Below are 12,163 nucleotides of genomic sequence, written 5' to 3'. Positions count from 1 at the left end.
TTACTCATTATAGCACTGTTCTAAAGTGCGCACAAGAAAAAAATGGCGCAAGCGCCGCCTTTTTGACGGAAAAAGGGTGCCGGCTTTCCGCCGGCACCCCCCTTGGTGCTGTATTGAGTTTACGCGATCACATCGCGGTGTAAGCGCCGTTCTGGATCTTCATGGCGCGGGGAGCCTTGTTCACCTCACCGGTGGCAGCCCACTTCATGCCCTCGCCGGTCAGGCCGTCCACCGTGATCTGGGTCATGGCGCCCTTCAACGCGTCGCACAGGGTGGAAGCGTCCATATCAGCGGTCGCGCCGGACTGCTCAATGGCAGCCAGGATGGTGTACACACCGTCGTAAGCGTCGGCAGCGAACTGGTTGGGGATCTCACCGTACTGCTCCTGGTACTTGGTGACGAAAGCCTGGGTGGCCTCGTCGTCGGCATCCGCCACAAAGGGGGTCAGCAGCATGACGCCCTCGAACAGGGACAGATCGGCGCCCTCGATGGTCAGCAGGCCGTCCAGGCCGTCGCAGCCGAAGATCAGCGCGTCGTAACCCTGCTTATCCATCTCCTGAATGATCAGGTTGGCCTCATTGTAGTAGATGGGCAGGAACACCAGCTCGGCGCCGGCGTCCTTGGCCTTCTGGACCTGCACGGAGAAGTCGGTCTTGCTGTCGGCGGTGAAGGCCTCGTCAGCAACGACCTCCAGGCCCTTGGTACCGGCCTCTTCCACGAACTTGTCGCGGATGCCCTTGGAGTAGGCATCGGAGCTGTCGTAGATGATGGCGATCTTGGTAGCCAGGCCGTTGTCCGCAATGTAATCAGCGGAGGCAATGCCCTGGTTGGGGTCGGTGAAGCAGACCTGGAAAGCGTTGTCCTCCGCGATGACGTCCACGTTGGAGGCGGACGGGGTCAGCAGGAACATGTTGTCCGCGGCAGCCTCGGGCGCAACGCTCAGGCAGGGCTGGGTGGTAACGGTGCCCAGCAGCACCTGCATCCCCCAGTCTTTCAGGGTGTTGTAGGCGTTCACGGCCTTCTCAACGTCGTTCTCGTCATCCTGGAAGTTCAGTTCGAACTGGATGCCGCCCTTGGCGTTGATCTCATCCACGGCGATCTGAGCGCCGTTCTTCACAGCGTTGCCGTAGGTGGCGGCGCCGCCGGTGGTGGGCCCGATGCCGCCGATCTTGAAGACGCCGCCGGTGGCGGAAGCGCCCTCAGAAGCAGAGGCGGGGGCGGAAGTGCCCTCAGAAGCGGGCGCAGAACCCGCGGAGGACGAAGGGGTAGAGCCGCAGGCCACCAGGCTGAACGCCATAGCGGCCGCCAGCGCGGCACTCAAAAACTTTTTCATATGTGTTCCCTCCTGTTTTGGGGATCCGGGAGAGCAGCGCTCCTCCGTCGCTTTCCCGAATCTTTGTTTCCTAACATTATAATCACATTCGCCGCAAGATACAATTCGCTATTTTTACATACTTTTTACCGTTGTAAAGCGGCATAGTGGATACTTTGCATAAATTTTTCGCCTTGTTTTTCAAATAATTGACCATCGACGACAAAGAACAGCCGCTGAAGCAGGTTTTCCGGCCGCGGCTGTGTTTTCTTTGCGCAGGCCATTGAAAAAGGCGGCGTTTTTTGTCATAATAGGTGTATTATTTCCATAAAGGTAGGAGTTGCTGGTATGCAGTTGCTGGAAGAACGGATCATTCGGGAGGGGCAGGTTCGCCCCGGCAATGTTTTGAAGGTGGATTGTTTCTTGAATCATCAGTTGGACGTTGCGCTGCTGGATGAGATCGGCAAGGCGTTTTATGATGTTTACAAGAACGACGGGATCAACAAGATCCTTACCATTGAGGCGTCCGGCATTGCCATCGCCTGCATGACCGCCCGCCACTTTCATGTGCCTGTGGTGTTTGCCAAGAAGGCCAAAAGCAAAAACATTGACGGGGATGTGTACACCTCCACCGTTCATTCCTTCACCTATGGGCGGGACTACGACATCACCCTTTCCAAAAAATTCCTCGGCCCGCAGGACAAGGTGCTGATCGTGGACGATTTCCTGGCGGTGGGCAAGGCCATGCACGGCCTGCTGGACGTGTGCAAGCAGGCGGGCGCCACGGTGGGCGGCATCGGCATCGCCATTGAAAAGGGGTTCCAGCCCGGCGGCAAGGCACTGCGCAGCCAGGGCTACAAACTCACCAGCCTCGCCATTGTGGACTACATGGACGACGAGGGCAACCTGCGGTTTCGCCAGCAGCCGTGAGGCACTGAAAAAACGGGTGCGGGCGCAGGTGCGTTTCGCTTAAAAAACACGACCGGCCGCTTTCGCGGCCGGCCGTGTTTTTTGGTTTCTTCAGGCCTGCTCTTTTTCCTTGAGCCGGTTGATGATCAGCGCATAGCCCCCGTTGCCGTACTGGATGCAGCGATTGATGCGGCTGATGGTGGCGGTGCTGATCTCCACCTCCCGGACGATCTGTTCGTAGGTCTTGCCGTCCAGCAACATCTTGGCCGCCTCCAGGCGCTGCGCCATATCGGCGAGTTCCTTCATGGTGCAGAGGTCCTCAAAAAAGGTATCGCACTCCTCCATATTTTCCAGCGAGAGGATCGCTTCAAACAGGGCTTTGGTGGTTTGATTTTTCAGACGAGCTTTCTCAACCATGATACACCTCGCACATCCTTTGACTTTTTACTCAACTAAAGTCTAACACAATCTCTTTCAGATTGCAAGGCATCGAATAAAAAAACACTTTATTCACTGCCCGCGGGTCGTGCGAAGCTGCCCGGCGCCCTTGTTGCCGCCCAGGCATCTTACTCGCGCAGCAGGTCGCTTCGGATATCACTGGAGAGGGCGGTGCGCACCGCGCCGCTTTCGGCCAAAAGGCACACCAGCAGCGTGCCCAGCCCGATGGCGCCGGCGCAGAGCAGCACCGATACCAGCAGAGCGGGCAGCGTGTGACCGAACATATAGTTGCCCAGCAGCCACCGGGCGGCGCAAAGCCAGACCGCGGCGCCCGCCGGCAGACCTATCCCAAGGCCCCAGGCACAGCGCAGCAGCGTTTCCCGCCGCAGCATGGAGGCCACATCTCTCCGGGCCATGCCTGCGCTGCGCAGCAGGGCGAACTCCCGCCGGCGCAGTTGGGTCTCGGCGCCGATGGAACCCAGCAGCGCCGCGGCACACCCCAGCGCCGCCAGAACCTCAAATCCGCCGGCAAAAACGTTCAACAGCACCCGCACCGCCTTTTGGTAGACCCGGGTGGGCGAGGTGGGAGTGAGGTCCTCGATCTGCCAGCCGGTGTTGGTCTGGCCGCCGGCGTAGCGCTCACTGGCGCCCAGCTCCGCCAGCGTTTGTTGCAGCGCGGGGGTGAGACGGGAAGAGTCCTCCGTGTCCACAAAGAACTCGAATTCCCGCTTGTCCTCACCGGTGACCGCCGTGCCCCGCAGCGCGTCAAAGGCGCCCTGGCTGGTGACGAGCACCCCATTGGGATACATGGACATGTAGGTGTTCTGCCAAAGCACCCCCGCCGGCAGCGGCGAGGTGCAGACGTCTGTTACCGCCATAGCCTGTTCCGTGCCCTCGTTCAGCGATTCGCCGGCGGAAAACGCCGCCCGGCCGTCCTCCGGCGGGGCGTACACGCAGGCGAGGCCGCCCTGCGCCTCGGGCAGCGCGCCGCCGTACCACCGGGCAAAGCTCTCGTCGTCCAGGGTGATGAGGACGGCGCTGCGGGTCTCGCTCTCCCACACGCGCCAGCCGGTGCGCTCGGTGACCCAAACGTCGTCGCCGGTAATGTTGTGCGCCGTCTGCCGGAGACTTGTGAGCAGCTGGGCGGTGTCGATGTTTTTCGCCCAGAGGTAGACCCGGTAGGAATAGGTTGCAAACTGGCTCTCGTACCCCTGCAGCAGGCCGCGGCAAAAGCCATCCGCCATACAGATCAGCAGCGCGCACACCACGATGACGCTGACCTGGGTGCGAAAGCGCCCGCCGGCCCGCCGCACGCTGCGGCTCGCCAGCAGGGCGGCCGCGCTGCGGGGTTCATGGCGCCGGACACTGCGGGGCGGGGTCTCGGCGGCGCCCCGCACCGCCTCGATGGGCGTCAGGCGCGCCGCACGCCGGGCCGCGCCTCTGGCGGCCAGCAGCAGGGTGATCACCGGGCAGGCCAGCGCCAGCGCCACCGCGCCGGGGGTGATGATGAGATGCACCTCCCGCACGCCCCGCACCGTCAATTCCTCAAGGAAGGGCGCCAGCAGCCGGAAGGTGACGGCCAGCCCGCCCGCCGCGCACGCAACCCCCAGCGGCGCGGAAAAGGCCGAGAGGAAGAGCGCGTCCAGCCACACGCTCTGGCGCAGCTGGCGGCGGGTGGCCCCCACGCTGGCCAGCTGGCCCAGCATCCGGGTGCGCTGGGCCAGGGACATCACAAAGGCGCCCCGCAGCAGCACCGCCAGAAACACCACCAGCAGCGCCGCCACCAGCTGTGCCGCCGCCAGCACGATCTGGGAAAAACCGGACTCCATTTGAAAAGACGCGGCAAGAGAAAGGCCGCCGAACTGCACCGCCGCCAGCATGGCCGAGCACACCAGGGCGGAGAAGGCCACGAACCAGGTGCGCGCGCCGCCCCGCAGCCACTGCCGCCAGGTGATGAGGAACATCGCTTTCATGCCCGCACCTCGTCTTTCACGATGCGGCCGTCCCGCAGGCGGAGGATGCGCCTGGCCTGCAATGCCAGCGTCTCGTCGTGGGTGATCATCACAATGGTCTGGCCGGTGGTCTCGTTGAGCCGCACCAGCATCCGCATCACCTTCTCGCTGGCGGCGGAGTCCAGATTGCCGGTGGGCTCGTCCGCCAGCAGCAGCGCCGGGTGGGTGATGAGGGCGCGGGCGATGGCCACCCTCTGCTGCTGACCGCCCGAAAGCTGGGCCGGAAAGGCCCGGCGCTTGCCCTCCAGGCCCAGGCGGGCCAGCAGGTCCAGCACCCGGGCGGGGTCGGCGGAGCGGCCGTCCAGCAGCAGGGGCAGGGTGAGGTTCTCCTCCACCGTCAAAAGCGGCACCAGATTGTAAAACTGGTACACGAGTCCGATCTGCCGGCGGCGGAACACCGTCAGCTCCTCCTCTTTCTGGTCATAGAGCGAGACGCCGTCCAGGGTGATGCGGCCGGAAGTGGGCCTGTCCACCCCGCCCAGCAGATGCAGCAGCGTGGATTTGCCCGACCCGGACGCCCCCATCACCGCCACGAACTCGCCCCGCTCCACGGTCAGCGACACGCCGTCCAGCGCCCGCACCGCCGCATCCCCCGCGCCGTACACTTTTGTGAGTTGTTCCACCTGTAAAAACGACATGGTATCCCTTCCTTTCGCCTCTCAGGATACGCCGCCGGGGTGACTGCCCGGTGACGGGCGGGTGACAGTTTGGTCATCCGAATAGAAGCGCAGCACGAAGCGGGGGCCGTGGGGCCCGTTTTCCGCCCGCACCGTTCCCCCCTGCCCCTGGGCGATGGCCTTTGCCAGCGCCAGGCCGATGCCCGCGCTGCCGGGGGCGGCGTCCCTGCCCCGCCAGAACCGCTGGAACAGGTGGGGAAATTCTTCCCGGGCAATGGGCGGGCCGTCATTCTCCACCGCCAGTTCCGTGTAAAGCGTATTCCCTTCGCAGGAAAGCCTCACTGTGCCGCCGGCATCCGTGTGCTCCGCCCCGTTCTTTGCCAGGTTCGTCAGCGCCTCCAGCGTCCACGCCCTGTCGCACAGGCAGCGGGCCTGCCCCTCTTCCACCCGCAAGGACACGCCGCGGTCCGCGCACAGCGGCCCGACCAGCCGCGCGGCCTCCCGCAGCAGTCCGCCGGCGTCGACAGGCTGTCGGTCGAACCGGACGACGGCGGCGTCCAGACGGCAGAGTTTGAGCAGCTGTTCCACCAGCCAGCGCATCCGCTCGGCTGCCTCTGCCACGCGGCGGGCGCAGGCGGCCTTTTCCTCCGGGGGCACGGCCTCGCCCTCCCACAGTTCGGTCTGCAGCAGGATGGCGGCGATAGGCGTTTTCAGCTGGTGGGCCACGTCGCCCAGAAAGTCGGCCAGCAGGCGCTTGTCCGCCTCCAGCGCCCCTTTCTGTTCGCCCAGGACGGTGGTGATCTTGTAGATGTCGTCCCGCAGGGCGCTCAACTCCCCTTCTTTTTGGGTGCGGATGTCCAGGATGCGGCCGCCGGTGTAGACGCTGGCGAGATACTCGGAGAGCCGGTCGATCTCCCGGGCGCGCCGGGTGCAGAACCCGGCGGCCAGTGCCAGACAGGCGGCGCCGCACAGCGCGGCAAAGAGCGCCGCGCCCGCGTCGCAGAAAAACGCCCCCGCCGCGGCGGACAGCGCCCCGGCCAGCAGGATCTCCAGCAAAAAGGTTTTTGCTTCCCGGCTTCTCATGGCTTATCCTCCCATCGGTAGCCGATGCCCCGGACGGTGACGACGCGCGCGCCCTCCCGGCCCAGCTTTTCCCGCAGCCGCTTGACGGTGACGGTGAGAGTATTGTCCTCCACAAAGGCGCCGCCCTCGTCCCACAGGGCCTGCAGCAGCTGCCCGCGCTCCCACACCCGCCCGGCCTGGGAGACCAGAAGCAGCAGCAGACGGTATTCCTGGGCGGTGAGTTGGACGGGAGCGCCGTCCAGCGTGACCTGGGCCGAGCGGGCGTCCACCGTGAGCGCGCCGAACACCGCCGCCGGCTTTGCGCCCCGCCGCCGCAGCACCGCCCGCAGACGGCTGACCAGTTCCCGCGCGCGGAAGGGCTTTGCCACATAGTCGTCCGCCCCTTCCTCCAGGGCACGCACCACGCTGTCCTCATCGCTGCGGGCGGTGAGGATGATCACCGCCGCATCCCCCGCCGCCCGCACCGCGCGGCACACCTCGTAGCCGCTGCCGTCCGGCAGGCCAAGATCGATGAGGGCGGCATCAAAAGAGCACGCGCCGATCCGTTCCCGGGCGCGGGCGGCGGTGGGCGCGATCTCGATGCTCCAGCCCTCGGTGCGCAGCAGTGTCGCCAGCGGACGGGAGATGGCCTCCTCGTCCTCCACAAGCAGCACGTTCATGGTCTCTTCTCCCCCTTTCCCCTTTAGTATAATGCATTTTTCGGCCGCGCGGGTGACGGTTTCGTCACACAGCGCATTGCCGCGCGGGCTTCGTTCCCGCCGTTCTCCACGGTCCCTTGCGCAAAGCCGCATACCGCGCGGCACAAAAAAAGAGAGTGAGCGGTCCGCTCACTCTCTTTGTGAATCATTCAACCTTTACAGGTCTTGGCTTACTTCACCATGCCGGCAACTTCGCTGGCGAAATCGTCCACGCGCTTCTCCAGGCCCTCGCCCTTCTCGTAGCGGGTGAACTTGACGATCTTGATGTCGCCGCCCAGTTCCTTGGCCACCTTGTCGGTGTACTTGGCAACGGTCAGCTCGGGATCCTTGACGAACTCCTGATCCACCAGGCAATTCTCCTTGTAGAACTTGCCGATGCGGCCCTGGACCATCTTCTCTTTGATGGCGTCGGGCTTGTTGGCGTTCTTGGGATCGTTGGCGATCTGCGCCAGCAGGATCTCCTTCTCCTTGTCCAGCACCTCGGCGGGCACTTCGCTCTCGCACAGGTAGCCGGGGTTGGCGGCGGCGATCTGCATGGCAACGTCGCGGCCGTAGGCGGCGAAGGCGGGGTTGGCAGCCACCTCGGGGGTGGTGTCGAACTGCACCAGCACGGCATGGGTGCCGCCGGCATGGATGTAGGCGGCGCACACGCCCTCGTAGCGCACAAAGCGGCGGATCTTGATGTTCTCGCCGATGACCAGGATCTTCTCCTTCAGGGCAGCCTCCACGGTCTCGTCGCCCATCTTGCAGGCCAGCAGCGCGTCCACGTCGGCGGGGTTCTGCTGGGCCACAACGGCGGCCACGTCCTTCACGAAGGTCTGGAACATCTCGTTCTTGGCCACGAAGTCGGTCTCGGCGTTCACTTCCAGAACAACGCCCACATTGCCCTCAACGCAGGCATAGACCATGCCCTCGGCGGCGATGCGGCCGGCCTTCTTCTGCGCGGCGGCCAGGCCCTTCTCACGCAGGTACTCCACAGCCTTTTCAAAGTCGCCGCCGGCCTCGGTCAGCGCCTTCTTGCAGTCCATCATGCCGCAACCGGTCTGCTCGCGCAGGTTCTTCACGTCTTGTGCGGTAAAAGCCATTTTAGAAATCCCCTTTCCTGTCTCTTTGTCGATCGGTCTCAGGCTTCGGCCTGCTCAGCGGCCTCGGTCTCCTCGGCAGGAGCGTCCTGCTGGCCCTGACGGCCCTCCAGAACGGCGTCGGCCATGGCGCCGGCGATCAGCTTCACGGCGCGGATGGCGTCGTCGTTGCCGGGGATCACATAGTCGATCTCATCGGGGTTGCAGTTGGTGTCCACAATGGCCACGATGGGGATGTGCAGCTTGCGGGCCTCGGAGACAGCGATGCGCTCCTTGTGGGGGTCAACGATGAACATGGCCTTGGGCAGACCGTGCATCTCTTTCACACCGCCCAGGAACTTCTCCAGCTTCTCGATCTCCAGCTCCAGCTTGGCAACTTCCTTCTTGGGCAGCAGATCAAAGGTGCCGTCCTCGCTCATTTTGTGCAGCTGCTCCATGCGGTCGATGCGCTTGCGGATGGTGCGGAAGTTGGTGAGCATACCGCCCAGCCAGCGGGCGTTCACATAGTGCATGCCGCAGCGGGTGGCCTCGTCGCGGATGGACTCCTGGGCCTGCTTCTTGGTGCCCACGAACAGGATCTCGCCGCCGTCGGCCGCGACCTCACGCACGAAGTTGTACGCCTCGTCCAGCTTCTTCACGGTCTTCTGCAGGTCGATGATGTAGATGCCGTTGCGCTCGGTGAAGATGTACTTCGCCATCTTGGGGTTCCAGCGGCGGGTCTGATGACCGAAATGCACGCCGGCTTCCAGAAGCTGCTTCATAGATACTACTGCCATTGTCAAATCCTCCAATAAATTGTTTTTCCTCCGCATTGCATGCATGCTTTTCAACCCCTGCGGGCACAAAAAAGCAAAGCAATGCGTGCGTATTGCCGATATAGTATACCACAAGCGATCGTTGATTACAAGCGCTTTTTTGCGTTTTTTTCAGCTTTCCAGCGCGAGATCGCCCGGGCGGATCCATCCCCTGCGGCGCATTAGGGTCCCCAGCAGCCAGCACAGCACCGCCGGCAGCACCACACAGATCAGCGCAAGGCCCGTCCAGTCGAAAGCGGTGATGGCCCCTTTCGCACCGGAGGCGACGTCCGCCACCCAGCCGCTGTACACGCCGATGGGCCCCACCAGTCCGCAGGTGCCCATGCCGGAGGAGACCGCCGGCCCGTTCATCTCCAGCCGGAACACGCAGGTGGCCAGCGGCCCGGTAACGGCGCTGGTGAGGATGGCGGGCAGCCAGATGCGGGGGTTTTTCAGGATGTTGCCCATCTGGAGCATGGAGGTGCCGAGGCCCTGGCTCACCAGCCCGCCCCAGCGGTTCTCCTTGAAGGAGAGCACCGCGAAGCCCACCATCTGCGCGCAGCAGCCGGCCACTGCCGCGCCGCCGGCAAGGCCCGTGAGGGAGAGCGCCGCGCAGATGGCCGCTGAGGAGATGGGCAGCGTGAGGGCCACGCCGATGATCACGCTGACCACGATGCCCATGACGAAGGGCTGCTGTTCGGTGGCCCACATGATGACCGTGCCCACGGCGGAGGCCGCCCTGCCGATGGCCGGCGCCCACCACAGCGCCAGCGCCGTGCCTGTAAAGATGGCCACAAGGGGGGTGACCAGGATGTCCACCTTCGTCTCCTTGGAGACCAGCTTGCCCGCCTCGCAGGCCAGGATGGCGATGACCAGCACCGCCAGCGGCCCGCCCGCGCCGCCCAGGCTGTTGGCCGCCCGCCCCACGGTGATGAGGGAGAACAGCACCAGTGCCGGGGCGTTCAGCGCGAAACCGATGCTCACCGCCATGGCGGGCCCCGCCACCGACGAGGCAAAGCCGCCCATCTGGGTGAGCAGTTCCAGCCCCAGCTGGGTGCCCGCCGTGTTCAGGATGGTGCCGATGAGCAGCGAGGCAAAGAGGCCCTGGGCCATGGCGCCCATGGCGTCCACACCGTAGCGTCTGGCGCTGATCTTCACGTTCTTTGCGTCCGCATACGCCCGGATGGCGGCCAGTGCCTCCGCCAGCCGCTGCCGCGGCCTGCCCGGTTTGGCCGGGCTCTTCTGTTCTGTGTACATGATTCTTTCCCCTCCCGCGTTTTGTGCGAAGTTGTAGCATATTGTATTCTTTCCCGGGAATTTGTCAAGCACAGTGAAATCCCTTGCCGCCGTCGCCCGCTTTTGCTATACTGAATGAAAGTGCTGAAAAAGGGGCGTGCACACACCATGGTCATACAATATTATAAGGAGCGCAGCGAATATCTGAAGCGGGAGATGGAATTCAAGGTCTACGGACACGGCGGGCCGGTGTGCCTTGCCTTCAGCTGCGAGGGCGGGCGCTTCTACGACTGGGAGGACCGGGGCCTTGTGAACGCGCTGGGCTTTCTGATCGACGCGGGCCGGCTGCGGCTGGTCTGCGCCGACAGCATCGACGCCGAAAGCTGGCTTTCCGACGGCGAGGGCCGCCGGCGCGCGGAAAACCAGGAGCGCTGGTTCTGCTGGCTCACCCGGGAGCTGGTCCCCCGCGCCCGGGAACTGTGCGCTCTACCGGCCGGTGAAAAGCTGCTTGCCGCCGGCATCAGCCTGGGCGCCGGCCACGCCGCGAACCTCTATCTGCGCCGGCCGGACCTTTTTGGCGGCGCGGTCTGCCTGTCCGGCAGCTACACCGCCCGCGGCTGGTTCGGCGGCTATGCCGACGACCTGACCCTGCGCAACAGCCCCACCGACTATCTGCGGCTCATCCCCGCCGCCCAGCTTGCCCAATATACCGGCCCTTTCCTGCTCTGCTGCGGGCAGGGCCCCTATGAGGACCGTTTCCTGGCCGAGACCCGCGCCTTTGACGCCGCGCTGGCGGCCAGGGGCCTGCCGGTGCGCACCGATCTGTGGGGCACGGACGTGAGCCACGACTGGCCCTGGTGGCAGAAGGAACTGGCGGTGCTGTTCCCCCGGATGCTGGACGCCCCGGATGGCGCGCCCCGTACATAACGCTTTTCATGCCGCGCAGGGTATCCCGCGCGGCTTTTTTGTCGCTTTCGCACAATCGCTCCCCCTTCTGTGCCGCCGCGATTGTGTGGAACACCGATTTTGGACCGGGCTCCCTCTGCCCTATTGCAATCCGAACCCCCATATGTTATGCTTTTAGCATGATAAAGTAATAAAGCATTTTGCTTTGCTGGAGGGAACACCATGAAAAAGGCTGTATCGTTTTTGACCTCCGCCGTACTGGCCGCCTCCCTGCTGGCCGGCTGCGGGCAGACCGGCGAGTCCGACTGGGAGTATGTGAAGGAAAAGGGCACCATGAAGATCGGCATCACCCTGTTTGAGCCGATGAATTACTACGACCCGGAAAACCCGGACAAGCTGATCGGCTTTGACACGGAACTGGCCGAGGTGGTGTGCGAAAAGTTGGGTGTCACCCCGGAGTTCGTGGAGATCGACTGGGATCAGAAGGTGTTTGAACTCCAGAGCAAAAACATCGACTGCATCTGGAACGGCATGACCATTTCGGACGATTTGAAGGAGAATATGGACTTCTCTGTCCCCTACAGCGGCAACATGCAGGTCTGTGTGATCAACAGCGCCAACGCCGGCGTCTACACCGACCTTGCCAGCATGGCAAACGCGAAGATCGTGGCGGAGGCGGGCAGCGCGGGCCAGAAGAGCGTGGAAGCGGAGGACGTGCTGAAGGACGCCCAGCTCACCACCGTGCAGGCCCAGCGCGACACCCTGCTGGAACTGAAATCCGGCACCGCCGACGTGGCGGTGATCGACGCGGTGATGGCCTACGCCTCGGTGGGCGAGGGCACCGACTACGCCGACCTGATGGTGGCGGACGGCATCGAACTCTCCAAGGAGGAGTACGGCATCGGCCTGCGCAAGGGCAGCGACATGACCGAAAAGATCAACACCGCGCTGCAGGAGTTGACCGACGACGGCACCGTGGCGGCGCTGTCGGAAAAGTATCCCTCGGTGCTGGTCACGCTGGAACCGAGCGCCTGATCGAAAAATCCTTAAGAACCATTTGAACGCGCGCCGTCCGG

At 63.9% G+C, this 12,163-nt stretch carries 12 protein-coding genes; 3 read left to right on the top strand and 9 right to left on the bottom strand.

Features of this window, described 5'->3' with window-relative positions:
• Positions 1-127: 127 nt before the first annotated feature.
• Positions 128-1,333, bottom strand: coding sequence for an ABC transporter substrate-binding protein (locus ACH2A7_RS01530; protein ID WP_394959374.1), 1,206 nt, complete (start codon positions 1,331-1,333; stop codon positions 128-130).
• Between the two features lie 327 nt (positions 1,334-1,660).
• Here ACH2A7_RS01530 and ACH2A7_RS01525 point away from each other — a divergent pair, with 327 nt between their 5' ends.
• Complete coding sequence (locus ACH2A7_RS01525; protein ID WP_394959372.1) at positions 1,661-2,242, top strand: xanthine phosphoribosyltransferase; 582 nt, start codon at positions 1,661-1,663, stop codon at positions 2,240-2,242.
• A gap of 90 nt (positions 2,243-2,332) precedes the next feature.
• Here ACH2A7_RS01525 and ACH2A7_RS01520 read toward each other — a convergent pair whose 3' ends face one another.
• The 8 genes from ACH2A7_RS01520 to ACH2A7_RS01485 form a co-directional block, all read right to left on the bottom strand.
• Positions 2,333-2,638: a YerC/YecD family TrpR-related protein gene (locus ACH2A7_RS01520; protein WP_394959370.1), complete on the bottom strand. Its 306-nt coding sequence runs from the start codon at positions 2,636-2,638 to the stop codon at positions 2,333-2,335.
• Positions 2,639-2,787: 149 nt separating this feature from the next.
• On the bottom strand, positions 2,788-4,632 hold the full coding sequence (locus ACH2A7_RS01515; RefSeq protein ID WP_394959368.1) for an FtsX-like permease family protein: 1,845 nt from the start codon (positions 4,630-4,632) through the stop codon (positions 2,788-2,790).
• On the bottom strand, positions 4,629-5,309 hold the full coding sequence (locus ACH2A7_RS01510; protein ID WP_394959366.1) for an ABC transporter ATP-binding protein: 681 nt from the start codon (positions 5,307-5,309) through the stop codon (positions 4,629-4,631). The genes ACH2A7_RS01515 and ACH2A7_RS01510 overlap by 4 nt, the downstream gene beginning before the upstream one ends.
• A 21-nt stretch (positions 5,310-5,330) precedes the next feature.
• Positions 5,331-6,371 carry a sensor histidine kinase gene (locus ACH2A7_RS01505; RefSeq protein ID WP_394959365.1) on the bottom strand — a complete coding sequence of 347 codons (1,041 nt, stop codon included), beginning with the start codon at positions 6,369-6,371 and terminating at the stop codon, positions 5,331-5,333.
• A complete protein-coding gene (locus ACH2A7_RS01500; RefSeq protein WP_394959363.1) occupies positions 6,368-7,030 on the bottom strand; it encodes a response regulator transcription factor in 663 nt (220 codons plus the stop codon). The genes ACH2A7_RS01505 and ACH2A7_RS01500 overlap by 4 nt, the downstream gene beginning before the upstream one ends.
• Before the next feature lie 209 nt (positions 7,031-7,239).
• Complete coding sequence (tsf, locus tag ACH2A7_RS01495) at positions 7,240-8,154, bottom strand: translation elongation factor Ts (protein WP_394959361.1); 915 nt, start codon at positions 8,152-8,154, stop codon at positions 7,240-7,242.
• A gap of 38 nt (positions 8,155-8,192) precedes the next feature.
• A complete protein-coding gene (gene rpsB / locus ACH2A7_RS01490) occupies positions 8,193-8,927 on the bottom strand; it encodes a 30S ribosomal protein S2 (protein ID WP_394959359.1) in 735 nt (244 codons plus the stop codon).
• Positions 8,928-9,077: 150 nt separating this feature from the next.
• On the bottom strand, positions 9,078-10,139 hold the full coding sequence (locus tag ACH2A7_RS01485; protein ID WP_394959733.1) for a PTS transporter subunit IIC: 1,062 nt from the start codon (positions 10,137-10,139) through the stop codon (positions 9,078-9,080).
• Positions 10,140-10,349: 210 nt separating this feature from the next.
• Between ACH2A7_RS01485 and ACH2A7_RS01480 the strand changes: the two genes are divergently transcribed.
• Positions 10,350-11,108 carry an esterase family protein gene (locus ACH2A7_RS01480; protein ID WP_394959357.1) on the top strand — a complete coding sequence of 253 codons (759 nt, stop codon included), beginning with the start codon at positions 10,350-10,352 and terminating at the stop codon, positions 11,106-11,108.
• A 201-nt stretch (positions 11,109-11,309) separates the two neighbouring features.
• The gene (locus tag ACH2A7_RS01475) at positions 11,310-12,122 is read left to right on the top strand and encodes a transporter substrate-binding domain-containing protein (RefSeq protein ID WP_394959354.1); all 813 of its coding nucleotides are present in this window, start codon (positions 11,310-11,312) and stop codon (positions 12,120-12,122) included.
• Positions 12,123-12,163 lie beyond the last annotated feature (41 nt).

This window comes from Candidatus Allofournierella merdavium, assembly GCF_944382735.1.
Taxonomy (GTDB): domain Bacteria; phylum Bacillota; class Clostridia; order Oscillospirales; family Ruminococcaceae; genus Allofournierella_A; species Allofournierella_A merdavium.
The sequence above is the reverse complement of the archived record's forward strand: the minus strand, read 5'-3'. Positions and strand labels throughout refer to the sequence as shown.

Bases quoted from the DNA above. Each gene is read 5' to 3' on its own strand.
- ACH2A7_RS01480 (WP_394959357.1), top strand. From the start codon at position 10,350: ATGGTCATACAATATTATAAGGAGCGCAGCGAATATCTGAAGCGGGAG.
- rpsB (WP_394959359.1), bottom strand. From the start codon at position 8,927: ATGGCAGTAGTATCTATGAAGCAGCTTCTGGAAGCCGGCGTGCATTTC.
- ACH2A7_RS01515 (WP_394959368.1), bottom strand. From the start codon at position 4,632: ATGAAAGCGATGTTCCTCATCACCTGGCGGCAGTGGCTGCGGGGCGGC.
- ACH2A7_RS01510 (WP_394959366.1), bottom strand. From the start codon at position 5,309: ATGTCGTTTTTACAGGTGGAACAACTCACAAAAGTGTACGGCGCGGGG.
- tsf (WP_394959361.1), bottom strand. From the start codon at position 8,154: ATGGCTTTTACCGCACAAGACGTGAAGAACCTGCGCGAGCAGACCGGT.
- ACH2A7_RS01505 (WP_394959365.1), bottom strand. From the start codon at position 6,371: ATGAGAAGCCGGGAAGCAAAAACCTTTTTGCTGGAGATCCTGCTGGCC.
- ACH2A7_RS01475 (WP_394959354.1), top strand. From the start codon at position 11,310: ATGAAAAAGGCTGTATCGTTTTTGACCTCCGCCGTACTGGCCGCCTCC.
- ACH2A7_RS01520 (WP_394959370.1), bottom strand. From the start codon at position 2,638: ATGGTTGAGAAAGCTCGTCTGAAAAATCAAACCACCAAAGCCCTGTTT.
- ACH2A7_RS01530 (WP_394959374.1), bottom strand. From the start codon at position 1,333: ATGAAAAAGTTTTTGAGTGCCGCGCTGGCGGCCGCTATGGCGTTCAGC.
- ACH2A7_RS01500 (WP_394959363.1), bottom strand. From the start codon at position 7,030: ATGAACGTGCTGCTTGTGGAGGACGAGGAGGCCATCTCCCGTCCGCTG.
- ACH2A7_RS01525 (WP_394959372.1), top strand. From the start codon at position 1,661: ATGCAGTTGCTGGAAGAACGGATCATTCGGGAGGGGCAGGTTCGCCCC.